At 61.9% G+C, this 22652-nt stretch carries 22 protein-coding genes and 1 pseudogene; 17 read left to right on the top strand and 6 right to left on the bottom strand.

The annotated features are described in order from the left end of the window. Window positions 1-94: 94 nt before the first annotated feature. The 7 genes from ACIOVF_RS10975 (at window position 95) to ACIOVF_RS10945 (ending at window position 9128) form a co-directional block, all read left to right on the top strand. Complete coding sequence (locus ACIOVF_RS10975) at window positions 95-2536, top strand: penicillin acylase family protein (RefSeq protein ID WP_045197777.1); 2442 nt, start codon at window positions 95-97, stop codon at window positions 2534-2536. 194 nt (window positions 2537-2730) lie between these two features. Continuing rightward, window positions 2731-4770, top strand: a complete 2040-nt coding sequence (locus ACIOVF_RS10970; protein WP_045197775.1) for a c-type cytochrome — start codon at window positions 2731-2733, stop codon at window positions 4768-4770. Window positions 4771-4934: 164 nt separating this feature from the next. Next, window positions 4935-5717, top strand: coding sequence for a transporter substrate-binding domain-containing protein (locus ACIOVF_RS10965; protein ID WP_045197773.1), 783 nt, complete (start codon window positions 4935-4937; stop codon window positions 5715-5717). A gap of 64 nt (window positions 5718-5781) precedes the next feature. Then, on the top strand, window positions 5782-6510 hold the full coding sequence (locus ACIOVF_RS10960; RefSeq protein ID WP_045197771.1) for an ABC transporter permease: 729 nt from the start codon (window positions 5782-5784) through the stop codon (window positions 6508-6510). After that, entirely contained in the window at window positions 6507-7217 is a 711-nt protein-coding gene (locus ACIOVF_RS10955) for an ABC transporter permease (RefSeq protein WP_038999132.1), read from the top strand. Before ACIOVF_RS10960 ends, ACIOVF_RS10955 begins: the two co-directional genes overlap by 4 nt. A 7-nt stretch (window positions 7218-7224) precedes the next feature. Next, complete coding sequence (locus ACIOVF_RS10950) at window positions 7225-8340, top strand: succinylglutamate desuccinylase/aspartoacylase family protein (RefSeq protein WP_093380152.1); 1116 nt, start codon at window positions 7225-7227, stop codon at window positions 8338-8340. Window positions 8341-8363: 23 nt separating this feature from the next. After that, entirely contained in the window at window positions 8364-9128 is a 765-nt protein-coding gene (locus tag ACIOVF_RS10945; RefSeq protein ID WP_045197766.1) for an ABC transporter ATP-binding protein, read from the top strand. 3 nt (window positions 9129-9131) lie between these two features. Here ACIOVF_RS10945 and ACIOVF_RS10940 read toward each other — a convergent pair whose 3' ends face one another. Together ACIOVF_RS10940 and dcd are read right to left on the bottom strand one after the other, a co-directional pair. Further along, the gene (locus tag ACIOVF_RS10940) at window positions 9132-9365 is read right to left on the bottom strand and encodes a hypothetical protein (RefSeq protein ID WP_045197764.1); all 234 of its coding nucleotides are present in this window, start codon (window positions 9363-9365) and stop codon (window positions 9132-9134) included. Window positions 9366-9464: 99 nt separating this feature from the next. Next, window positions 9465-10031 (bottom strand): dCTP deaminase, encoded by a 567-nt coding sequence (dcd, locus tag ACIOVF_RS10935; protein ID WP_401289359.1) that lies wholly within the window; start codon window positions 10029-10031, stop codon window positions 9465-9467. Window positions 10032-10382: 351 nt separating this feature from the next. On the opposite strand from dcd, the gene ACIOVF_RS10930 reads away from it, so the two are divergent. Further along, the gene (locus ACIOVF_RS10930) at window positions 10383-10592 is read left to right on the top strand and encodes a cold-shock protein (RefSeq protein WP_010221054.1); all 210 of its coding nucleotides are present in this window, start codon (window positions 10383-10385) and stop codon (window positions 10590-10592) included. A gap of 130 nt (window positions 10593-10722) precedes the next feature. Here the strand turns inward: ACIOVF_RS10930 and apbC are convergent, their stop codons facing one another. Next, window positions 10723-11817, bottom strand: coding sequence for an iron-sulfur cluster carrier protein ApbC (gene apbC / locus ACIOVF_RS10925; RefSeq protein ID WP_045197762.1), 1095 nt, complete (start codon window positions 11815-11817; stop codon window positions 10723-10725). Between the two features lie 156 nt (window positions 11818-11973). On the opposite strand from apbC, the gene metG reads away from it, so the two are divergent. The 8 genes and pseudogenes from metG (at window position 11974) to ACIOVF_RS10885 (ending at window position 18559) form a co-directional block, all read left to right on the top strand. Next, entirely contained in the window at window positions 11974-14013 is a 2040-nt protein-coding gene (gene metG / locus ACIOVF_RS10920; protein WP_045197760.1) for a methionine--tRNA ligase, read from the top strand. A 90-nt stretch (window positions 14014-14103) separates the two neighbouring features. Next, complete coding sequence (locus tag ACIOVF_RS10915; RefSeq protein ID WP_045197758.1) at window positions 14104-14685, top strand: Rnf-Nqr domain containing protein; 582 nt, start codon at window positions 14104-14106, stop codon at window positions 14683-14685. Continuing rightward, a pseudogene (gene rsxB, locus ACIOVF_RS10910) lies at window positions 14682-15518 on the top strand (electron transport complex subunit RsxB); the annotation flags it as partial. The gene ACIOVF_RS10915 and the pseudogene rsxB, both read left to right, overlap by 4 nt. Before the next feature lie 4 nt (window positions 15519-15522). Beyond that, on the top strand, window positions 15523-16503 hold the full coding sequence (locus tag ACIOVF_RS10905; protein WP_093380146.1) for an RnfABCDGE type electron transport complex subunit D: 981 nt from the start codon (window positions 15523-15525) through the stop codon (window positions 16501-16503). After that, entirely contained in the window at window positions 16500-17117 is a 618-nt protein-coding gene (locus ACIOVF_RS10900; RefSeq protein ID WP_401289354.1) for an RnfABCDGE type electron transport complex subunit G, read from the top strand. The genes ACIOVF_RS10905 and ACIOVF_RS10900 overlap by 4 nt, the downstream gene beginning before the upstream one ends. After that, the gene (locus tag ACIOVF_RS10895) at window positions 17110-17634 is read left to right on the top strand and encodes an Rnf-Nqr domain containing protein (RefSeq protein ID WP_045197749.1); all 525 of its coding nucleotides are present in this window, start codon (window positions 17110-17112) and stop codon (window positions 17632-17634) included. Before ACIOVF_RS10900 ends, ACIOVF_RS10895 begins: the two co-directional genes overlap by 8 nt. A 4-nt stretch (window positions 17635-17638) precedes the next feature. Then, window positions 17639-18277, top strand: a complete 639-nt coding sequence (gene nth, locus ACIOVF_RS10890; RefSeq protein ID WP_045197747.1) for an endonuclease III — start codon at window positions 17639-17641, stop codon at window positions 18275-18277. Between the two features lie 105 nt (window positions 18278-18382). Then, the gene (locus ACIOVF_RS10885; protein WP_045197746.1) at window positions 18383-18559 is read left to right on the top strand and encodes a PA3496 family putative envelope integrity protein; all 177 of its coding nucleotides are present in this window, start codon (window positions 18383-18385) and stop codon (window positions 18557-18559) included. Between the two features lie 62 nt (window positions 18560-18621). Here ACIOVF_RS10885 and ACIOVF_RS10880 read toward each other — a convergent pair whose 3' ends face one another. Then, entirely contained in the window at window positions 18622-19248 is a 627-nt protein-coding gene (locus ACIOVF_RS10880) for a response regulator transcription factor (RefSeq protein ID WP_045197743.1), read from the bottom strand. A gap of 455 nt (window positions 19249-19703) precedes the next feature. Between ACIOVF_RS10880 and ACIOVF_RS10875 the strand changes: the two genes are divergently transcribed. Beyond that, the gene (locus ACIOVF_RS10875) at window positions 19704-20264 is read left to right on the top strand and encodes a hypothetical protein (protein WP_401289349.1); all 561 of its coding nucleotides are present in this window, start codon (window positions 19704-19706) and stop codon (window positions 20262-20264) included. 54 nt (window positions 20265-20318) lie between these two features. On the opposite strand, the gene ACIOVF_RS10870 is transcribed toward ACIOVF_RS10875, so the two are convergent. Together ACIOVF_RS10870 and ACIOVF_RS10865 are read right to left on the bottom strand one after the other, a co-directional pair. After that, window positions 20319-21536 carry an argininosuccinate synthase gene (locus ACIOVF_RS10870; protein ID WP_038999115.1) on the bottom strand — a complete coding sequence of 406 codons (1218 nt, stop codon included), beginning with the start codon at window positions 21534-21536 and terminating at the stop codon, window positions 20319-20321. Window positions 21537-21665: 129 nt separating this feature from the next. Continuing rightward, window positions 21666-22619, bottom strand: coding sequence for an OmpA family protein (locus ACIOVF_RS10865; protein ID WP_045197739.1), 954 nt, complete (start codon window positions 22617-22619; stop codon window positions 21666-21668). Window positions 22620-22652: the final 33 nt, after the last annotated feature.

Below are 22652 nucleotides of genomic sequence, written 5' to 3'. Positions count from 1 at the left end.
GCTGGTGAAAATAAAGGCTGCGCCCCGCTTGCATGGTGTGATCGCGCTCACTAACGTAGCGCCTTTTACCGCCACGCCCTGCAGGAGCCTGATCATGGCCGCGCCAGCCCTTCCCCCTTTTACCCCCCGGTTCGGCGTAGCCGCTGCGATGCTCGGGCTGCTCAGCCTGGGTGGCTGCCAGATGGCCGGCCAGCGCGACAGCGTGCTGCCTGCCACGGGCGTGCAACCGCTCAAAGGCCTGGCACAAAATGTGTCGGTGCGCCGCAACGCCCTGGGCATGCCGCTGATCGAATCGAACAACTTCCACGACGCGCTGTTCGCCCTGGGCTATATCCACGCCGGTGACCGCATCGGGCAGATGGTTGGCATGCGCCTGCTGGCTCAAGGCCGGCTTGCGGAAATGGCCGGTGCCGACGTGCTGGAAGTCGACCGCCTGATGCGCGCGGCCAACCTCAAGGCCAGCGCCAACCAGCTGTATGCCGATGCCTCGCCACGCCTCAAGCGTTTCTTCGAGGTGTATGCCCGTGGCGTCAACGCTTATATGTTCCGCTACCGCGACAAGCTGCCGGCACCATTGGCGCAAAGCGGCTACCGTCCGGAATACTGGAAGCCCGAGGACTCGGCGCTGATCTTCTGCCTGTACAACTTCAGCCAGTCGGTCAACCTGCAGGAAGAACTCGCAGCCCTGGGCCTGGCGCAAAAAGTCGGTACCGACAAACTGGCCTGGCTGCTGCCAAGCTACCCTGACGAACCGCTGGCGCTGAGCGAAACCGACAAGCTCAAAGGCCTGAACCTGAACACCCAGCTCGCGGGCCTGGCACCGTTGACCGCAGTCAGCGAGCAACTGGCCGCACTCAACCTGCTCGGCAGCGCCGGCTCGAGCAACTGGGCGATTGCCCCGCAGCGCAGTCGCAGCGGCAAGAGCCTGATGGCCAGCGATACCCTTGGTGCCTGGGCGATGAGCCCGGTGCAGATCCGTTCGCCCAAGTACCAGGCCGCTGGCGTATCCATCGCCGGCCTGCCGCTGGTGCTTTCAGGCTACAACGGCAAGCTGGCCTGGAGCGCCAGCGCGGTGATGGCCGACAACCAGGACCTGTTCCTGGAAAAACTGCGCAAGGAAGGCAGCCGCCTGATGTACCAGGCCGACGGTAAATGGCTGCCAGCCCAGGCCCGCAACGAAACCTTCTTCATCAAGGGCCAGCGCCCGCTGCGTGAAACCCTGTACGACACCCGCCACGGCACCCTGCTCGGCCAGCCGCAGAACGCCAGCCTGGGCCTGGCCCTGCGCATGCCCGAGCTCAAGGGCGACCAGAGCCTGGATGCGTTCTTCAACCTGTCGCGGGCGCAGAATGTCGAGCGCGCCTTCGACAACACCCGCGAGATTGGCGCTGCGGCGCTGAACTTCGTGTTTGCCGACGCCAGCAATATCGGCTGGCAGGTCAGCGGGCGCTTCCCCAACCGCCGCGAGGGCCAGGGCCTGCTGCCGTCGCCGGGCTGGGACGGACGCTACGACTGGGACGGCTACGCCGACCCGATGCTCCACCCCTACGACCAGGACCCGCCCCAAGGCTGGATCGGCAATGCCAACCAGCGCAGCGTGCCCAAAGGCTATGGCATGCAGCTGTCCAACAGCTGGTACTACCCCGAGCGTGCCGAGCGCCTGGCGCAACTGGCCGGCAACGGCAAGCACGACAGCCGCAGCCTGATGCTGATGCAAAGCGACCAGACCACGCTGTTTGCCGACAAGCTGAAGAAAATGTTCCAAGCCCCCGGCATGGCCCAACCGCTGAAGCAGGCAATCGACGCCCTGCCTGCCGAGCAACGGACCAAGGCACGCGAGGCCTACACCCGGTTGATGGCCTTCGACGGCCGACTGAGCACCACCTCGGCAGATGCCGCCCTGTACCAACTGTTCCTGCAGGAAAGTGCCAAGCTGACCTTCCTCGACGAGCTCGGCCCTGAGTCCAGCCCGAGCTGGCAGGCTTTTGTCGGTAACGCCCGGCTGTCGTACTCGGCCCAGGCCGACCACTTGCTCGGCCGCGAAGACAGCCCGTTCTGGGACGATCAGAACACCGCGCAAAAAGAAGACAAACCGGCCATTCTCGCCCGCAGCCTGGCAGCAGCAATCACTGCCGGCGAAGCGCAACTGGGCAATAATCAGCGCGCCTGGCAATGGGGCAAACTGCACCAGTACCGCTGGCCGGCGCCGACTTTTCATGGCCTGGGTGACGCGGTCAGTCGCGGCCCGCTGGCCACGGGCGGCGACCACAGCACCCTGAACCTTGCGCCCTACGCCTGGGGCAAGGACTTCAACGCACAACTGGCACCGTCACTGCGCATGGTGGTGGACTTCGGTCAGATTGAACCGCTGCAACTGCAAAGCAGCAGCGGCCAGTCCGGCAACCCGGCCAGCCCGCACTTTGCCGATGGTCTGGATGCTTGGTTCAAGGGCCGCTACATGAGCCTGCCGCTGCAACCACAAAACTTCGACCGCGCCTACGGCAACAAGCGCCTGACCCTGGTGCCGGGCAGGTAAAACCGCGCAATCCACATGCGCAGCCGGTGCAATGCCGGCTGCGCTGATCCATATCAACAGCCCCCGCCAGCAAATCCCTTACAACGAAACTGAGGCAGGTTTCGTTACCCGCCTCTGCCTGATGAACCATAAAAACGATTGCAGCCCTGCGCCCAGGGGACCACCCCAGGCCAGGTGACTAAAGGAATAATGCAATGGCATCTGCCTTCTCCCGTCTGGCCCTGGTGGCCACGACCGTGTTCTCGTTCTCCGTATTCGCCAGCGAGCCGCCCCCGGCAGCGGCGGCCGACAGCGAACTGCTTGCCCGAGGCAAATACATCGCCCAGCTCGGCGACTGCATTGCTTGCCACACCGCACCGCAAGCACCGGAAATGGCCGGTGGCCTGCAACTGAAAACACCGATGGGCACCATCTACTCAAGCAACATCACCCCCGACCCGGACACTGGCATCGGCCGCTACAGCTTCGAGCAGTTCGACAAGGCCATGCGCGAAGGCGTGACCCCGGACGGCACCAACCTGTACCCGGCAATGCCCTACCCGTCCTACGCGAAAATGAGCGAAGCGGACATGCGCGCCCTGTACGCCTACCTGATGCAGGGCGTGACGCCGATCAGCCAGTCCAACCAGGAAGCGGACATGAGCTGGCCGTTCAACATGCGCTGGGGCCTGTCTCTGTGGAACTTCGCCTTCGTCGACAGCGAGCCCTTCGAGCCCGATCCCGCCAAGGACGAAGTGCTCAATCGGGGCGCCTACCTGGTGCAGGGCCTGGGCCATTGTGGTGCCTGCCATACCCCACGCGGCATCGCCTTCCAGGAAAAGGCCATGAGCGACGCCGGCCGCAGCGGCAAGCACTTCCTTGCCGGTGAAACCGTAGAGCACTGGCAGGCCCTGAGCCTGCGCAACCTGTGGACCGTGCAAGACACCGTGCAATTGCTCAAGACCGGGCAGAACCGCTTTGCCACGGTGTCGGGCAACATGGCCGACGTCATTCATCACAGTACCCAGCACTTTAGCGACGGCGACCTGGTGGCTATCGCCAGCTACCTGAAATCGCTGCCGCCGGGCAAGGATGACCTGCCGATGCCGGATGTTCCGCTGGCCGCAACCGTTGCCCCGGATGACCTGTTCAGCAGCCGCGGCGGCCTGGGCTACACCCAGTTCTGCAGCGATTGCCACCGCCCGGACGGGCGTGGGGTCCCGGGCCTGTTCCCGCCACTGGCCGGCAACCCGAGCATCGCCTCGGCCAACCCGACCTCGCTGCTGCACATCACCCTCACCGGCTGGGAAACCGCGCAAACCGCCACCCATTCACGGGTTTACACCATGCCCGGCTTCGCCCGCCTGGCCGATCAAGAGATCGCCGAGATCCTCACCTTCGTGCGCGGTCGCTGGGGCAACAACAGCTCGCCGATCACTGCCAAGCAGGTGAAAACCCTGCGTGACCAGCTCAATCCGCAGACCACCGACTCCAGCGCCTTTGAAACCCCGCGCCTGGCCAACCTGCTCGCCGCAGCCAACGCCGACCAGGTGATCCGCGGCATGCGCTTGCACCTGCAAACCCGCGAGCTGTTGCCGGACAACGTCGGCAACGCGCTGAACTGCACCAGCTGTCACCTCAACGCCGGCACCGTGGCCGACGGCTCGCCGTTTGTCGGCGTCTCGGCGTTCTTCCCCAGCTACGCTCCGCGGGCGGGCAAGGAAGTCACCCTTGAAGAGCGCATCAACGGCTGCTTCCGGCGTTCGATGAACGGCAAGCCGATACCGCCACAATCGGCGGACATGCAGGCGATGGTGGCCTATTTCGACTGGATGAAGATGAACACCCAGCCGGGCGACAAGGTGGCCGGGCGCGGGGTCGGCAAGATCGACACGGCGATCAAGCCAGACCTGGACAACGGCAAGCAGGTGTATGCCGAGCAGTGCGCGGTGTGCCATGGCAGCAATGGCGAGGGCCTGGCCCGAGAAGACGGCAGCCTGGTGTACCCACCACTGTGGGGCGATCAGTCGTTCAACATCGGCGCCGGCATGGCCCGCACCTATACCGCTGCGGCGTTCGTCAAACGCAACATGCCGATCGGCTTTCACGAGAAATTCCCCCTGGGCCAGGGCGGCTTGAGTGATCAGGAGGCAGTGGACGTCGCGGCCTGGTTCTCGCAACAGCCACGGCCGGACTTCCCGGACAAGGTCAAGGACTGGCCCAACGGCGGCAAGCCGGTGGATGCGCGTTACTGAGGCTGTTCGGGGCCGCGCTGCGGCCCCTCGCAGGCAAGGCCAGTTCCCACTGAATGTGGGGCTGGCCTGGAATATGGTGTGAAACTTGCTATCACTGTGTTGTCTGGCATCGACCGGTAACGGCCCTTTGCCACCCCAACACTTTGCGAATCCAAGGACACACAATGAAAAAAGCATGGCTGACGCTTTCCGCACTCGCGTTGTGTCTGGCTGCGGGGAACACCCTGGCCAAGGAATACAAGGAGCTGCGCTTCGGCGTCGATCCGTCTTATGCACCGTTCGAATCGAAAGCCGCCGACGGTTCCCTGGTGGGCTTCGACATCGACCTGGGCAATGCCATCTGTGCTGAGCTCAAGGTCAAGTGCAAGTGGGTGGAAAGTGACTTTGACGGCATGATTCCGGGGCTCAAGGCCAACAAGTTCGACGGCGTGATCTCGTCGATGACCGTTACCCCGGCACGGGAAAAAGTCATCGACTTCTCCAGCGAGCTGTTCTCCGGCCCTACCGGCCTGGTGTTCAAGAAAGGTGCAGGCCTGACCGCCGACCCGGCCTCGCTCAAGGGCAAGACTGTCGGCTACGAGCAAGGCACCATCCAGGAAGCCTACGCCAAGGCCGTGCTGGACAAGGCCGGGGTCAAGACCCAGGCCTACCAGAACCAGGACCAGGTCTATTCCGACCTGACCTCCGGACGCCTGGATGCCTCGATCCAGGACATGCTCCAGGCCGAACTGGGCTTTCTCAAGTCGCCACAAGGCGCCGACTATGAAGTCAGTGAGCCGGTCGACAGCGAATTGCTGCCGTCCAAGACCGCAGTCGGTATCAAAAAAGGTAACACTGAGCTCAAGGCACTCCTGGACAAAGGTATCAAAGCGTTACACGACGACGGCACCTACGCCACGATCCAGAAAAAGCACTTCGGTGACCTGAACCTCTACAGCGGCAAATAACCACTGCGGGAACCGGCAAACGCCGGTTCCCGCATGATCGCGTCCACTGGCATAGGTTCGCTTCATGTTCGAAGACCTGCTGCAGTTCCTGGGGCTCTCGGCATTCAGCTTGAAGGGCTTCGGCCCCTTGCTGCTGCAGGGCACCTGGATGACCCTCAAACTGTCCTTCATGTCGCTGCTGGTCAGCGTTGGCCTGGGCCTGCTCGGCGCCAGTGCCAAGCTCTCGCCGCTGCGCCCGCTACGCCTGATCGCCCAGGCCTACACCACGCTGATTCGCGGCGTGCCTGACCTGGTGCTGATGCTGCTGATTTTCTACAGCCTGCAAACCTGGCTGACCAGCCTCACCGACGCCATGGAGTGGGAATACATCGAGATCGACCCATTCGCCGCCGGGGTCATCACCCTGGGCTTCATCTACGGCGCCTATTTCACCGAAACCTTTCGCGGCGCAATTCTCGCCGTGCCGCGCGGCCAGGTCGAAGCGGCCACTGCTTACGGCCTCAAGCGCCTGCAACGCTTTCGCTTCGTGGTCTTTCCGCAAATGATGCGCTTCGCCCTGCCCGGCATCGGCAACAACTGGATGGTGATGCTCAAGGCCACTGCTCTGGTGTCGATCATCGGCCTGGCCGACCTGGTCAAGGCCGCCCAGGACGCCGGCAAGAGCAGCTACCAGCTGTTCTACTTCCTGATGGTCGCGGCGTTCATCTACCTGTTGATCACCAGCGCCTCCAACGTCGCCCTGCGCTGGCTGGAACGGCGCTACAACGTCGGCACCCGGGAGGCCATCCGATGATCGAGCTCTTGCAGGAATACTGGCGTGCCTTCCTCTACACCGACGGCACCCACATCACCGGCCTGGCCATGACCCTGTGGTTGCTCACCGCAGCCCTGGCGATTGGCTTCGTGGTTTCGATCCCGTTGTCTATTGCGCGGGTTTCGCCGCGCTTCTGGGTTCGCTGGCCCGTGCAGTTCTATACCTACCTGTTCCGCGGCACGCCGCTGTATATCCAGTTGCTGATCTGCTACACCGGGATCTACAGCCTGGAAGCGGTGCGCGCGCAGCCGCTGCTCGACAGCTTTTTTCGCGATGCGATGAACTGCACCATCCTCGCCTTTGCCCTCAACACCTGCGCCTACACCACGGAGATTTTCGCCGGGGCGATCCGCAGCATGAACCATGGTGAAGTCGAGGCCGCCAAGGCCTATGGCCTGCGCGGCTGGAAACTTTATGCTTATATCATCATGCCGTCGGCGCTGCGCCGCTCGCTGCCCTACTACAGCAACGAAGTGATCCTGATGCTGCACTCCACCACGGTGGCCTTCACCGCCACCGTGCCGGACATCCTCAAGGTCGCCCGCGACGCCAACTCGGCCACATTTCTGACCTTTCAGTCGTTCGGCATCGCCGCGCTGATCTACCTGTGCGTGACCTTCGCCCTGGTAGGGCTGTTTCGCATCGCCGAACGTCGCTGGCTGGCTTTTCTAGGACCGACACACTAGGACTGATATGCATCACTCGACCCATGACATTCTGGCACCGGTTCCAGGCATTGCCCGCCAGATCCACAGCTTTCACTTCGGCCCCCGCGGCGCCGGCAAAATCTACATCCAGGCCTCGCTGCATGCCGATGAACTGCCCGGCATGCTGGTGGCCTGGCACCTCAAGCAACGCCTGACCGAACTTGAGGCCCAGGGCCTGCTGCGCCGCGAAATCGTGCTGGTGCCGATCGCCAACCCGGTAGGCCTGGAACAGGTACTGATGGATGTGCCGCTGGGCCGTTACGAGCTGCAAAGCGGCGAGAACTTCAACCGCCACTTCGTTGACTTGAGCGACCAGATCGGCGACCAGATTGCCGATCACCTGACCCAGGACCCGCAGCACAACATTGCCCTGATCCGCGAAAGCCTGCGCCGCGCCCTGGATGCCCATGCCGCCCACACCCCGCTGCAATCCCAGCGCCTGACCCTGCAACGCCTGGCCTGCGACGCCGAGATGGTGCTCGACCTGCATTGCGACTTCGAAGCCGTGGCGCACCTGTACACCACGCCCGAAGCCTGGCCGCAGGTCGAACCGCTGTCGCGCTACCTGGGCGCCCAGGCCAGCCTGCTGGCCACCGACTCGGGCGGGCAGTCCTTCGATGAATGTTTCACCCTGGTCTGGTGGCAATTGCAGCAGCGCTTCGCCAAGCAGTTCCCGATCCCCCAGGGCAGCTTTTCGGTGACCGTCGAATTGCGTGGCCAGGGCGATGTCAGCCATCCGTTGGCGGAACAGGACTGCACGGCGATTCTCGAGTACCTGACCCGTTACGGCGCCATTGAAGGCGAACCTGCCACCTTGCCCGCCCTCAGCTACCCGGCAACGCCGCTGGCCGGGGTGGAACCGGTGGCAACGCCGCTGGGCGGCCTGTTGGTGTTCCACGCCAAGCCGGGCCAGTACCTGCAAGCGGACCAACTGATCGCCGAAGTTATCGACCCACTCAGCGACCGGGTCACCCCGGTGCGCAACAGCCAGCCCGGCCTGCTCTATGCCCGCTCGCTGCGGCGCATGGCCACCGCCGGCATGGTCATCGCCCATGTGGCCGGCAACCAGGCCTACCGCAGCGGCTACCTGCTGTCGCCTTGACCCCTTACCTTTAGAGCCTGCGCATGTACAAACTGACCATCGAAGACCTGCACAAACGCTACGGCGAGCACCATGTGCTCAAAGGCGTATCGCTCAAGGCCAGGACCGGCGACGTGATCTGCCTGATCGGCGCCAGCGGCTCGGGCAAGAGTACCTTCCTGCGCTGCATCAACTTCCTCGAGCAACCCAACGAAGGCAGCATGACCCTCGATGGCAAGCCGGTGCACATGACCCAGGACCATCATGGCCTGCACGTCACCGATCCGGACGAGCTGCAGCGCCTGCGCACGCGCCTGGCCATGGTGTTCCAGCACTTCAACCTGTGGAGCCACCTGAGCGTGCTGGACAACATCGCCATGGCGCCGCGACGGGTGCTGGGCGTGAGCAAGCACGAGGCCGAAGAACGCGCCCGGCGCTACCTGGACAAAGTCGGCCTGGCACCGCGGGTGGCCGATCAATACCCGGCATTTCTCTCCGGCGGCCAGCAGCAACGGGTGGCTATCGCCCGGGCACTGGCCATGGAGCCGGAAGTCATGCTGTTCGACGAGCCGACTTCGGCACTGGACCCGGAGCTGGTCGGCGAAGTGTTGCGGGTGATTCAGGGCCTGGCCGAAGAGGGCCGGACCATGATCATGGTGACCCACGAAATGGCCTTCGCACGCAAGGTGGCGAGCCAGGTGATGTTCCTCCACCAGGGGTTGGTGGAGGAGCAAGGGCCGCCGGACGAGGTACTGGGCAATCCAAAAAGCGAACGCCTGCGTCAGTTTCTCAGCGGCAACCTCAAGTAGCAGTCAGGCGACGGGGGCCGGTGGCGGCTCGTCAGGCAGAGTGGGCTCACCCGGCTCCATCGGCGGGGTATCACCCGGCTGTGCAGGGATAGGCGTGTCTGGATCAGGCTGACCGGGCACGCCGCCTGCGTGGAGGATGTGCGGGTGCGGATGGGCCAGCAGCGACCAGGCCAACATCCCAACGCTGTTGGGCTGCAGCACGGCCAGCTTGGCACTGATGGTCGGGTCGAGTTTCATGGGCGGCTCCTGGTTGACGTCCGCCTGGCGTGTTGCCGGGCGGAACAATTCAACTCATTGGAGTACGCCGCAGGCAAGGAATTCCCTCGCCTTGTCGCCTCAGGTGCGTGGCAGGGTAACGCCGCGCTGGCCCTGGTATTTACCGCCACGATCCTTATAGGACACTTCGCATTCTTCGTCGGATTCGAGGAAGAGCATCTGCGCCACGCCTTCGTTGGCGTAGATTTTCGCCGGCAGCGTGGTGGTGTTGGAGAACTCCAGGGTCACGTGACCTTCCCACTCGGGCTCAAGCGGGGTGACGTTGACAATGATGCCGCAGCGGGCGTAGGTGCTCTTGCCCAGGCAGATGGTCAGCACGTTGCGCGGGATACGGAAGTATTCGACGGTGCGGGCCAGGGCGAAGGAGTTCGGCGGGATGATGCAGACGTCGCTCTTGACGTCGACAAAGCTGCCGGCGTCGAAGTTTTTCGGATCGACGGTCGCCGAGTTGATGTTGGTGAACACCTTGAATTCGTCGGCGCAGCGCACGTCGTAGCCGTAGCTGGAGACGCCGAAGGAGATCAGCCGGTTGTCGCTCTCACCGCGCACCTGGCGCTCGACGAACGGCTCGATCATGCCCTGTTCCTGCGCCATGCGGCGAATCCACTTGTCCGATTTGATGCTCATGGCGGGGTGTCCTGAAATTGCGTGGTGAAAAAATTCTGTGGCGCATCTTACCGGGCCCGGCGCCGGGTTCAAAGTTCCATGCAGCATCAACCGTCGGATCCCCGTACCACGGGGCCTGCACGGGAGCGCGAGGCACCGTCAGTCATGAATTATGAGAAAGCGTCACAAGACCATTGGCACGTTCTGGAAAAAGGGTTAAGGTGACGCCACTGTGCTGCACGTGTCACTGAGAATATCTACCTGATGCAAGATTTCGATCAACCCATCTTCATGAATTTTCTGCCTCTTTGCACTCAGTCTCGGCCAGGGCGTTTCCTGAGTCGTAGTTAACTTTGTCCAAGGAGACAGACCATGTCCAATCGCCAAACCGGTACCGTTAAGTGGTTCAACGATGAAAAAGGCTTCGGCTTCATCACCCCACAATCCGGTGACGACCTGTTCGTACACTTCAAAGCCATCAAAGCTGACGGTTTCAAAAGCCTGAAAGAAGGCCAAGCGGTCTCTTTCATCGCTACCCGCGGTCAGAAAGGCATGCAGGCTGAAGAAGTAGAAGTTATCTAACTTCCGCTTTACAGCTTGAAGAAAGCCCCGCCCTTAACAGGTGGGGCTTTTTTTATGCCCTGGATTTTGACCTCATCGCGGGGCAAGCCCGCTCCTACGGTAGGAGCGGGCTTGCCCCGCGAAAATCACCTCAGTCCTCGCTGATAGTGATATTCGGCATCGCCGGCGCCGCCGCTTCCTGCAACACGATCCGTGCACCGACCTGACGGGCCAGCTCCTGGTAGACCATGGCGATCTGGCTTTCCGGCTCGGCAATCGCCGTCGGCTTGCCGCTGTCGGCCTGTTCGCGGATCAGCATCGACAGCGGCAACGAGGCCAGCAGTTCGACACCGTACTGCGCCGCCAGCTTCTCGCCACCGCCCTCACCGAACAGATGCTCGGCATGGCCGCAGTTCGAACAGATGTGCACGGCCATGTTCTCGACCACGCCCAGCACCGGGATATTGACCTTGCGGAACATCTCCACGCCCTTCTTGGCGTCAAGCAGCGCCAGGTCTTGCGGGGTGGTAACGATCACCGAGCCGGCCACCGGGACTTTCTGCGCCAGGGTCAGCTGGATGTCGCCGGTGCCAGGCGGCATGTCGATCACCAGATAGTCGAGATCGTCCCAGGCGGTCTGGGTCACCAGTTGCAGCAAGGCCCCGGAGACCATCGGACCGCGCCAGACCATCGGCGTGTTGTCGTCGGTCAGGAAAGCCATGGACATGACCTCGACACCGTGGGCCTTGAGCGGCACGAACCACTTTTGCTCGCGAATCTGCGGGCGGGTGCCTTCGGCGATACCGAACATCACGCCCTGGCTCGGGCCATAGATGTCGGCATCGAGAATGCCTACCCGCGCGCCTTCGCGAGCCAGGGCCAGGGCCAGGTTGGCGGCGGTGGTCGATTTGCCGACACCGCCCTTGCCGGAGGCCACGGCGATGATGTTCTTGACGTTGGCCAGGCCCGGGATCTGCGCCTGGGCCTTGTGTGCGGCGATCACGCAGTTGATTTCGACCCGCGCCGAGGTAACCCCGTCGAGACCTTCGACAGCCGTTTGCAGCACCTGCGCCCAGCCATTTTTGAACAGGCCGGCGGCATAGCCCAGTTGCAGCTGCACGCTGACGCGATCGCCCTGGATATCAATGGCCTGGACACAGCCGGCGCTGACCGGGTCCTGGTTCAGGTATGGGTCGGTGTACTGGCGAAGAACGGCTTCGACGGCTGCGCGAGTGACGGCACTCATGGAGACTCCCGTGATAAAGACTGAGCAAAACAGACCACTATGCTAACCCGTCATCCCTCTTCAGATACGTCCATGGGGTGAAATATATTTCCCGGCGTTTTATAGTGGCCGATCACCGTTTCATCTCAAGTAGCCGAAAAAAGTAGCCGAGCCCCCATGTCCGAGCCACGTCAGATTCTCGTCACCAGCGCCCTGCCCTATGCCAATGGTTCCATTCACCTTGGCCATATGCTCGAGTACATCCAGACAGACATGTGGGTGCGCTTCCAGAAGCTTCGCGGCAACCAGTGCATTTATGTCTGCGCTGACGACGCCCACGGCTCGGCCATCATGCTGCGCGCCGAGAAAGAAGGCATCACCCCCGAGCAACTGATTGCCGCCGTCCAGGCCGAGCACAGCGGGGATTTCGCCGACTTTCTGGTCGACTTCGACAACTTCCACTCGACCCACGCCGAAGAAAACCGCGAACTGTCGAGCCAGATCTACCTCAAGCTGCGTGACGCCGGGCACATCGCTACCCGCTCGATCACCCAGTATTTCGACCCGGACAAAAAAATGTTCCTGGCCGACCGCTTCATCAAGGGCACCTGCCCCAAGTGCGCGGCTGAAGACCAGTACGGCGACAACTGCGAAAAATGCGGCGCCACCTACGCACCAACCGAGCTGAAGAACCCCAAGTCGGCGATTTCCGGCGCCACCCCGGTGCTCAAGGATTCGCAACACTTCTTCTTCAAGCTGCCAGACTTCCAGGCCATGCTCCAGCAGTGGACCCGCAGCGGTACCCTGCAGGACGCGGTGGCCAACAAGATCGCCGAATGGCTGGATGCCGGCCTGCAGGAATGGGACATCTCCCGTGATGCGCCGTACTTCGGCTTCGAGATTCCCGACGAGCCGGGCAAGTACTTCTACGTCTGGCTGGACGCCCCGATCGGCTACATGGCCAGCTTCAAGAACCTGTGCGCCCGCCGCCCGGAGCTGGACTTCGACGCGTTCTGGAACAAGGATTCGAAAGCCGAGCTGTACCACTTCATCGGCAAGGACATCGTCAACTTCCACGCCCTGTTCTGGCCAGCCATGCTCGAAGGCGCCGGCTACCGCAAGCCGACCGGCATCAACGTGCACGGCTACCTGACCGTCAACGGTTCGAAGATGTCCAAGTCGCGCGGCACCTTCATCAAGGCCCGCACCTACCTGGATCACCTGGCGCCGGAATACCTGCGTTACTACTACGCCTCCAAACTGGGCCGCGGCGTCGACGACCTCGACCTGAACCTTGAAGACTTCATCCAGAAGGTCAACTCCGACCTGGTTGGCAAGGTAGTCAACATCGCCAGCCGCTGTGCAGGCTTCATCCACAAGGGTAACGACGGCGTCATGGTGGCCGGCGACGCCGCACCGGAACTGACCGAGGCCTTCCTCGCTGCCGCCCCGGGTATTGCCGAAGCCTACGAAGGCCGCGACTTTGCCCGTGCCATGCGCGAAATCATGGCCCTGGCCGACCGCGCCAACGCCTGGATCGCCGACAAGGCGCCGTGGTCGCTGGCCAAGCAGGAAGGCAAGCAGGACGAAGTCCAGGCGATCTGCGCCCAGGGCATTAACCTGTTCCGCCAGCTGGTAATCTTCCTCAAGCCGGTGCTGCCGGTGCTGGCCGCCGACGCCGAGGCGTTCCTCAATGTCGCGCCACTGACCTGGGCCGATCACCAGACCCGCCTGAGCAACCATCAGCTCAACCCGTTCAAGGCGCTGATGAGCCGCATCGACCCGGCCAAGGTCGAAGCCATGACCGCCGCTTCCAAGGAAGACCTGGCCGCCAGCCAGACCAGCGTTGTCACCGGCAATGGCGAACTGGCCAAGGATCCGCTGTCGGCCGAGATCGACTTCGACACCTTCGCCGCGGTCGACCTTCGGGTGGCCCTGATCCTCAAGGCCGAAGCCGTCGAGGGCGCCGACAAGCTGCTGCGCCTGACCCTGGACATCGGTGACGAGCAACGCAACGTGTTCTCCGGCATCAAGTCGGCGTACCCGGACCCGGCCAAGCTCGAAGGTCGCCTGACCATGATGATCGCCAACCTCAAGCCGCGCAAAATGCGTTTCGGCATCTCCGAAGGCATGGTCATGGCCGCAGGCCCCGGCGGTGAAGAAATTTACCTGCTCAGCCCTGACAGCGGCGCCAAGCCGGGCCAGCGCATCAAGTAAGGCTCACGCCCCGGCCGATTGCGGCCGGGGCGTTCTCATCTTCGCGTCATTGCCGGATAATGGCGGACAGCCTCAGCATTCGGCCCCCTCATGAGCGAATTCTTCCTGGCCCTGGTCAGCGCTGCGCTGATCAATAACCTGGTCCTGCACCAGGGGCTGGCCATCGACCCCTTGCTGCGCAGCGACACCGATCCGGATCGGCGCCAGGTGCATGCGTTGGGCCTGGCGACCCTGGTGTCGCTGGTAGTGGCGGTCGGGCTTGGGCAACTGATTTATCACCTGGCGTTGCTGCCCCTGCAGCTTGAATACCTGCGCCTGTTCGTGTTCCTGGCGCTGTGCGTGTTACCGATCAAGCCGCTGCTCGCAGTGCTGACACGCCTGCTGCCAACCCTGCCCTTCGACGGTTTGTTGCCCCTGATGGTGGGTAACCTGGCGCTGCTAGGCTTGAGCCTGCAAGCCAGTGAAGGCAGCTATGGGATTTTGCAAACCCTGGGCTGGAGCCTGGGCGGTGGCCTGGGGTTCTGGCTGGCCCTGGGCCTGTTCAGCGACCTGCGCCAGCGCAGCGACCACGATGACATCCCCCTGGCCTTTCGCGGCCTGCCGATCGAGCTGATCGGCGCCGGGATCATGGCCATGGCGTTTCTCGGATTCAACGGACTATTCAACCCATGAGCTTGATTCAACGCATCGACGCCCTGTTGCCGCAGACCCAATGCGGCAAATGTGGCCATCCTGGTTGCCGGCCTTACGCCGAAGGCCTGGCGGCGGGCGAAGCGATCAACAAATGCCCACCCGGAGGCGGCGAAACCATCGCAGCCTTGGCCAAGCTGTTGCACGTGCCGGTGATCGAACTCGACCACGAGCGCGGCCGTGCACCGGCGCAAGTCGCCTATATCCGTGAAGCCGAATGTATCGGCTGCACCAAATGCATCCAGGCCTGCCCGGTGGACGCCATCATCGGTGCGGCCAAGCTGATGCACACTGTGATCAGCGCCGAATGCACCGGCTGCGACCTGTGCGTGGCGCCCTGCCCGGTGGACTGCATCGACCTGCTGCCATTGACCGCCAACAGCAACATCGTGCCGATTGTCGGCGGCCGGGCCGAAGACACCCAGACCCTCGAGGCCCGCAGCCACAAGCGTAACCAGGCGCGGCGGCGCTTCGAGCAGCGCAACAACCGCCTGCAGCGCGAAGAAGCCCGCAAGCAGGCCGACCGCCTGGCCCGCAGCCAGCGTGCGGCCACTGCCACAATCACCACGCCGGGCGCCACTGTCGACGACCCGATCAAGGCCGCCATCGAACGGGTCAAGGCGCAGAAAGCCGCGGCCGCCGATGCAGCGCTGAAGCAGGCAAAAATCGCCGCCGCCATGAGCCGGGCGCAACTGAGCAAGGCCCGAAGCGCCTTTGGCGAGGCGCCGAACCAGGCCCAGCAAGCACAATTGGCTGAACTTGAGCACGAAGCGCAACAGGCCCAGGCTCGCCTGCAAGCACTGCAACCGGCGGCCGCCAATGGCCACGGCTGATAGCAGCGAGCGCCTGCGCAGCACCATGGCCATGGTGCTGCTGGCCAGCGCACCCGGGTTGCTGACCCTGCTGTGGCTGCATGGCTGGGGGCTGCTGCTGAACCTGCTGCTGTGCGCCGTTGCGGCGCTGGCGACTGAAGCGGCGCTGCTGCGACTGCAACAACGGCCAGGCCTGCCCGCGCTGAACGACGGCAGCGCCCTGGTGACTGCGGTGCTGCTGACAGCGGCACTGCCCGCCTACGCGCCCTGGTGGCTGCCAGCAATTGCCGCCAGCAGTGCCATTGCCCTGGGCAAGCAACTGTACGGCGGCGTCGGCAAGAACCTGTTCAACCCGGCGATGCTCGGCTATGCGCTGGTGTTGCTGTCGTTCCCGCAGCACATGACCCAGTGGCCGGTCACCCAGGTACTAGGCCTGACCGACACGCTGCAGCAAGTGTTCGGCCTTGATTTGGGCAACCAGCCCGACGCCTGGGCGCAAGCCACGGTACTCGACGGCCTGCGCAACAACCGCAGCCTGACCATCGATGAATTGTTCGCCAGTCATCCAGGCTTCGGCCACCTTGGCGGTCGCGGCAGCGAATTCGTCAACCTGGCCTTTTTGCTCGGCGGCTTGCTTCTGGTGCAACGCAAGGTCATCAGTTGGCATGCGCCGCTCGGCCTGCTGGCCAGCCTGTTCGTGGCCAGCCTGCTGTGCTGGAACGGCTCGGGCTCGGACTCAAACGGCTCGCCGTTGCTGCACCTGCTGTCCGGTTCGACCATGCTGGTGGCGTTCTTCATTGTCACCGAGCCGGTTTCAGGAGCGAAAAGCCCGAAGGCCAAGCTGCTGTTTGGCGTCGGCGCAGGCTTGCTCATCTACCTGATCAGAACCTGGGGCAGCTACCCCGACGGCGCCGCCTTCGCGGTCCTGCTGATGAATCTTTGTGTTCCATCCCTGGAGCGCTGGGCAGAACGCGGGCAAACATCATGAGCACCTCGTCGATTCGCACCACCGCGCTGCTACTGAGCCTTGCCGTGCTGGCCGTGGGTGGCACGGTGCTTTGGCAACAGTTCACCACCGCGCGCATCACTGCCGCCGAGCAGCAACTCAAGGCCCAACGCTGGCTAAGCGTGCTGGCGCAGCAGGCCTACGACAACCAACCGCTGCAACAGCCCCTGACTCTGGGCGCCACCAACCTGGACCACAGCCGGCTGCTCGCAGGCTATCTGGCAACCTTGAAAGGCCAGCCGAGCGCCGTTGTGCTGCACAGCCAGAGCCAGGGTTACGGCGGCCCGCTGGACCTGCTGATTGCCATTGATGAGGGGGGTCGCCTGATCGGCGTCAAGGTGCTGCAACAACAGGAGACGCCAGGCCTGGGCGGCAAGCTGGTGGAACCCGGCAACACCTGGCTGCAAGGCTTTATCGGCAACAGCCGGCAAAACACGCCTGATTCAGCCTGGGCGCTCAAGCGTGACAACGGCCAGTTCGATCAGTTGGCCGGTGCCACCGTCACCTCCCGCGCCGTCATTCAAGCCACCCACGATGCCTTGCGCTATTTCGACGAGCATCGCCAACAGTTGCTAAGCGCAGGTGCGGATGAATAGGCAATGGCTCGCTGCAATAAGCCTGGCGCCCGTGCTGGGCGCCACCCAGACATTGCTGCAGGCCAGCACCATGGCGCTGTTAAGCCTGCTGGCCGTCGGCCTGCACCGTCTGTGCATGACACCCCTGCGCAAACAGCTGGACGCTGACGCCCGCCTGTTCGCAAGCGTGCTGATGGCCGCCCTGCTGGTCACCTGCCTTGAGCTAGGCTTGCGCGCCTGGGCCCTGCCGCTGGCACTGGAGCTGGGCCGCTATCCGGCATTGATCGCCGTACAATGCCTGCTGTTCGAGCTGGCCCTGGGTAACAGTGCCCGCTGGCGTACCGCAGCTACCACACTGGCAGCATTTGCTGCGCTGTGCATGGCCGCGGGGTTCACGCGCCAGCTGCTCAGTGAGTTTGCCAACCTGCGCCTGGCCGGCATGTTGCCCGGCGCCCTGATCCTTCTGGGCCTGATACTCGCCCTGTATAACCGGGTTTGCCAACGGCGAGCCCTTTCCCGTCGTCAAGGAACGCTTTGACCCCATGAATGCTGCCAAACGCCTGGAAATTTTTCGCAGGTTGCATGAAGACAACCCCGAGCCGAAAACCGAGCTGGCCTACACCAATCCTTTCGAACTGCTGATTGCGGTCATCCTCTCGGCACAGGCTACCGACGTCAGCGTGAACAAGGCCACGGCCAAACTGTACCCGGTCGCCAATACCCCGCAAGCCATCCATGCCCTGGGTGTTGACGGCCTGTCGGAATACATCAAGACCATCGGCCTGTACAACAGCAAGGCGAAAAACGTCATCGAAACCTGTCGCCTGCTGATGGAGCAACATGGCAGCCAGGTACCAGAAACCCGAGAAGCGCTTGAAGCACTACCCGGGGTTGGCCGCAAGACCGCCAACGTGGTGCTCAACACCGCCTTTCGGCAACTGGCCATGGCCGTTGATACGCATATTTTCCGGGTCAGCAACCGCACCGGCATTGCCCCGGGCAAGACCGTTCTGGAAGTTGAAAAGGCCTTGATGAAGTTCGTGCCCAAGCCGTACCTGCTTGACGCCCACCATTGGTTGATCCTGCACGGGCGCTATGTGTGCCAGGCGCGCAAACCCCGTTGCGGTAGTTGCCGGATCGAAGATTTGTGCGAGTACAAGCAGAAAACTTCGGACGATTGAGCCGATAGTGAAAAGACAGCTTGGTCGATTGAAAAAATCTTTTTTACCCGGTCAAAATTTCTCGCTATAAGGTGCGCCAATGGCCCTCTTGGCTTGGAGTGACTTATGAGCACCGATAAAGAAGACCTGGTTGTAGATGATGACATCGTCACTGAAGACGCAGACGACGAGGTCCCGGTTGAAGTGGCAAAAACCAACCTGAGCAAACGCCGCACCATCGACAACCTGCTGGAAGAGCGTCGCTTGCAAAAACAGCTGGCCGATTACGACTTCGACCTCTGAAGGATCGATACCGACAGATCACAAAAGCCTCCTTGATGGAGGCTTTGTTGTTTCTGGGCATTTCAAACAAGCCCGTTGCGCTGGGCCAGTTCGATCAGGTCAACCAACGAGCGAGCATTGAGTTTGAGCAATAATCGCGTTTTGTAGGTACTCACCGTCTTGTTGCTGAGGAACATGCCATCGGCAATCTCCTTGTTGGTTTTTCCGCGGGCCAGTTGCTGCAGCACCATCATCTCCCGGCCTGACAAACGCTCGACCATGTCCGCCTCGCTGGCGCCGCCCAGGTTCGAGCGAACCGAATGCAGCGCCTGGTTGGGGAAGTAGCTATACCCGGAAAGCACTGCCTTGATAGCGCTAAGCAACTCGGTCAGGTCCTGCTGCTTGCAGACATAGCCCGCAGCCCCTGCCTGCATGCAGCGCATGGAAAAATGCCCGGGCGCCTGCGAGGTCAATACCAGCACTTTGATGCTGGCATTGTTGGCGGTCAGCCGGGCGATCACCTCAAGGCCGTCAAGTTTGGGGATGCCGATGTCCAGGATAACGATATCCGGACCATGCTCGCGTGCCAGCTGCAATGCGTCCACGCCGTTATCCGTCTCGGCAATGACTTCATAACCATGCCGCTCCATCAACATGCGTACAGCCAGGCGAATGACCGGATGATCATCCACGATCAGGACTTTATTCATGGGCAAAATCCAATTGTTCGCTGTTCTATTTTTTGAGCCAGCACAATAGCCTAGTTACACGACATATTGTATTGCGCCATTAACAAGCAAATGCACACAAGGACACAACCTACAACCATTAAAGAATTATCCTACAAGCGGGAAATACCAATAATTCTTTAAGGAATCAACATCTCGCTGGTAATTGCAGACCGTGTAAAGGCCGTAAAAAACTTTCTCTATCACGGTAGCACCAGAGAATAAAATAACCTATAAAACCTAGCCTTATTACCTGAAGGAAATATCCTATAGACCTGTTTGATAAAACCAATATTGCAATTTGTGTATAATCGTTACATATCAGCACTGGACACATTACCCAACCGAGAAACACAGCATGCTGCCTGGCATGGCGCAGCCCATGTAAACCTCGCAGCTACTGCGAACTTGCCCCGGTGGGCACATGGGAATCCTGGATGAGCAAAATCGAGCCGAAAAGCCCTTTGACGATCATTGCGATTTTCGCCGGCATCATCGAAGCCTCGGCGCTAGCCTCGCTGCCATTTCTGGGTGAAGACAGCCAGGGTATTTATACCTGGTTCCTGGTGGGTTTTCCGTTCTTCCTCACGGTATTGTTCTTCCTGACCCTTAACTTCAACTACAAATCCCTTTACTCACCTGAGTTGAACGAACCGACACCAGGCGTTATTCCAACACCTGACACTGCCGATGCAAAAACTACTCTTGAGCCTCCAGTACCCGCCCTTGTTACTACCAGTCCGGTTGATACTCCAGCCGACCGCCCCATAGAAACTCCGAAAGCAATCGAAACAGCGAAAGTACCCGCCATTAATAGCGGATGCACTACCATCACGATTACCCTGCGCGGCCCCGCAGCGGCTGACTTGATAAGCTACTTCGCCTTGCACGCACTCAAATCCCCGCCCGCACCGGACAGCAAATGGATTTTGTGCAATCTCGAAAGCAGGAGGCAAACCGTGTTGCTGACGCGGCCGTTGAATGGTCCGGCACACTAATCTTCAGGCAAAAAAAACCCCGGCACAGGCCGGGGTTCTTCTGCACAACAAGCTTCAGACCAGCTTGCGGCCCTTGTTCGCAGCAATACGCATGCGCAGGGCATTGAGCTTGATGAAGCCCGCTGCGTCGGCCTGGTTATAGGCGCCGCCATCTTCTTCGAAGGTGGCGATGTTGGCGTCGAACAGCGAATCGTCGGACTTGCGGCCGGTGACGATGACGTTGCCTTTGTACAGCTTCAGGCGCACGACACCGTTCACGTTGACCTGCGAAGCGTCGATCATCTGTTGCAGCATCAGACGCTCAGGGCTCCACCAGTAGCCGGTATAGATCAGGCTGGCGTACTTGACCATCAGCTCATCTTTGAGGTGAGCGACTTCGCGGTCCAGGGTGATCGACTCGATCGCCCGGTGGGCGCGCAGCATGATGGTGCCGCCTGGAGTTTCGTAGCAGCCGCGGGACTTCATGCCGACGTAACGGTTTTCGACGATGTCCAGACGACCGATACCGTTCTCGCCGCCGATGCGGTTGAGGGTGGCCAGCACCGTGGCCGGCGACATTTCAACGCCGTCCAGAGCAACGATGTCGCCGTTGCGGTAGGTCAGTTCCAGGTAGGTCGGCACGTCCGGAGCGGTTTCTGGCGACTTGGTCCAGCGCCACATGTCTTCTTCGTGCTCGGTCCAGGTATCTTCCAGCACGCCGCCTTCATACGAGATGTGCAGCAGGTTGGCGTCCATCGAGTACGGCGACTTCTTCTTGCCGTGACGCTCGATCGGGATGCCGTGCTTCTCGGCGTAGTCCATCAGTTTTTCACGGGACAGCAGGTCCCATTCACGCCACGGCGCGATGACCTTGACGCCTGGCTTGAGGGCGTAGGCGCCCAGCTCGAAACGGACCTGGTCGTTACCTTTACCGGTGGCGCCATGGGAAATGGCATCGGCGCCGGTTTCGTTGGCGATTTCGATCAGACGCTTGGCGATCAGCGGACGAGCGATGGAAGTACCCAGCAGGTACTCGCCCTCGTAGACGGTGTTGGCGCGGAACATCGGGAACACGAAGTCGCGTACGAACTCTTCGCGCAGGTCATCGATGTAGATTTCCTTGACGCCCATGGCCTGGGCCTTGGCGCGGGCCGGTTCGACCTCTTCGCCTTGTCCAAGGTCAGCGGTGAAGGTCACCACTTCACAGTTGTAGGTATCCTGCAGCCACTTGAGAATCACCGAAGTATCAAGGCCGCCGGAATACGCCAGTACGACCTTTTTTACGTCCGCCATGCCATCACTCCACGGGGTTGTACGGAAAGCCGTCGATTCTACCGGCCTTGCGACAAAATTTACAGTGGGGCGACAGCTTGTGACGACAAAGCGACAGGAACTGTCGAGAGCGCGACGGACGGTCGCACCTCAGGACGTGGCGACGGGCTTCGCGGTACTGGCTGCGGCAGCAGGTGCGGCCGGTGGTTTGGCTGCAGGTTCAACGGGCTTTTCCAGCGGTTTTTCGACAGGCGTAACCCGATCAAGCTGAATATTCACCCGTCGGTTGCGCGCGCGGTTGGCTGCGCTGTTGTTGCGCGCCAGCGGATAACGCTCGCCATGGAAGCGCACGGTGATCTGCTCTTCGGGAATACCGTGGGCCTTGAGGTACTCCATCACCGCCAGTGCCCGGCGCCGCGACAGGTCGCGGTTGGTCAGGCGGTTGCCGCTGTTGTCGGAGTGGCCGTCGAGTTCGATATGGTTAACAGTGGGGTCGGCCTTGAGGAAGTCGAGGATCACGTCCAGGCGTGCCCGGGCATCGGCATCCAGGTCAATGCCGCCGCCCGGGAAGCCGACCCGCGCCTGACGCACCTGGTCATAATTCATCGGCAAAAGTTTTGCCGCGCAGGCCTGATAGTCGCCGTAGGCCTTGCTGAACTTGACCGGCAACACCCGCACTTCCATGGTCCGCCCGGCTTCACCGGCGTAGTTGCGCACCACGGTGCTGCGGCCATCGAGCAGGCCGTTGATCAAGCGGCTGGCCTGGCCCTGGGAACTGGTAAAAAGCACGCCGCTGCGGGCCATGCGCACCGCGCCCAGGTTGATATCGCCACGTCCGGGCTGCCACGGCGCGGCCGCCGCCAGCAGGGTGGCGGAACCGGCACCGAGGACGTTACTGCTTGAGCGAAGCTGGAAAGTTGGCTGCTCGCCGGCCCGGCGAACGAACTCGCCGCTGCCGAAATCGGCAATGGGTTGAACCAGCCGACATTCGAACTGATCGCCTTCGACCTTCCACTCGACGTTCTCCAGACGGGTCTGGAAAGTGAGTGCCATGGCGGGCATGCTGGCAAACACACTGAGCAGGGCTAGATAACGCTGGCGCACGGGCGGCTCCACAGATTTTCACGGTATACCTGC

The sequence above is a fragment of the Pseudomonas sp. NPDC087612 genome (genome assembly GCF_044743505.1).
Lineage (GTDB): Bacteria > Pseudomonadota > Gammaproteobacteria > Pseudomonadales > Pseudomonadaceae > Aquipseudomonas.
Note: the sequence above shows the minus strand (reverse complement) of the source record. Positions and strands in the feature narration are given on the sequence as shown.

Coding starts and splice junctions, on each gene's coding strand:
- ACIOVF_RS10905 (WP_093380146.1), top strand. CDS start 15,523: ATGGCCACGGCTGATAGCAGCGAGCGCCTGCGCAGCACCATGGCCATG.
- metG (WP_045197760.1), top strand. CDS start 11,974: ATGTCCGAGCCACGTCAGATTCTCGTCACCAGCGCCCTGCCCTATGCC.
- nth (WP_045197747.1), top strand. CDS start 17,639: ATGAATGCTGCCAAACGCCTGGAAATTTTTCGCAGGTTGCATGAAGAC.
- ACIOVF_RS10870 (WP_038999115.1), bottom strand. CDS start 21,536: ATGGCGGACGTAAAAAAGGTCGTACTGGCGTATTCCGGCGGCCTTGAT.
- ACIOVF_RS10950 (WP_093380152.1), top strand. CDS start 7,225: ATGCATCACTCGACCCATGACATTCTGGCACCGGTTCCAGGCATTGCC.
- apbC (WP_045197762.1), bottom strand. CDS start 11,817: ATGAGTGCCGTCACTCGCGCAGCCGTCGAAGCCGTTCTTCGCCAGTAC.
- ACIOVF_RS10900 (WP_401289354.1), top strand. CDS start 16,500: ATGAGCACCTCGTCGATTCGCACCACCGCGCTGCTACTGAGCCTTGCC.
- ACIOVF_RS10875 (WP_401289349.1), top strand. CDS start 19,704: ATGAGCAAAATCGAGCCGAAAAGCCCTTTGACGATCATTGCGATTTTC.
- dcd (WP_401289359.1), bottom strand. CDS start 10,031: ATGAGCATCAAATCGGACAAGTGGATTCGCCGCATGGCGCAGGAACAG.
- ACIOVF_RS10930 (WP_010221054.1), top strand. CDS start 10,383: ATGTCCAATCGCCAAACCGGTACCGTTAAGTGGTTCAACGATGAAAAA.
- ACIOVF_RS10915 (WP_045197758.1), top strand. CDS start 14,104: ATGAGCGAATTCTTCCTGGCCCTGGTCAGCGCTGCGCTGATCAATAAC.
- ACIOVF_RS10955 (WP_038999132.1), top strand. CDS start 6,507: ATGATCGAGCTCTTGCAGGAATACTGGCGTGCCTTCCTCTACACCGAC.
- ACIOVF_RS10945 (WP_045197766.1), top strand. CDS start 8,364: ATGTACAAACTGACCATCGAAGACCTGCACAAACGCTACGGCGAGCAC.
- ACIOVF_RS10895 (WP_045197749.1), top strand. CDS start 17,110: ATGAATAGGCAATGGCTCGCTGCAATAAGCCTGGCGCCCGTGCTGGGC.
- ACIOVF_RS10970 (WP_045197775.1), top strand. CDS start 2,731: ATGGCATCTGCCTTCTCCCGTCTGGCCCTGGTGGCCACGACCGTGTTC.
- ACIOVF_RS10940 (WP_045197764.1), bottom strand. CDS start 9,365: ATGAAACTCGACCCGACCATCAGTGCCAAGCTGGCCGTGCTGCAGCCC.
- ACIOVF_RS10960 (WP_045197771.1), top strand. CDS start 5,782: ATGTTCGAAGACCTGCTGCAGTTCCTGGGGCTCTCGGCATTCAGCTTG.
- ACIOVF_RS10885 (WP_045197746.1), top strand. CDS start 18,383: ATGAGCACCGATAAAGAAGACCTGGTTGTAGATGATGACATCGTCACT.
- ACIOVF_RS10975 (WP_045197777.1), top strand. CDS start 95: ATGGCCGCGCCAGCCCTTCCCCCTTTTACCCCCCGGTTCGGCGTAGCC.
- ACIOVF_RS10880 (WP_045197743.1), bottom strand. CDS start 19,248: ATGAATAAAGTCCTGATCGTGGATGATCATCCGGTCATTCGCCTGGCT.
- ACIOVF_RS10965 (WP_045197773.1), top strand. CDS start 4,935: ATGAAAAAAGCATGGCTGACGCTTTCCGCACTCGCGTTGTGTCTGGCT.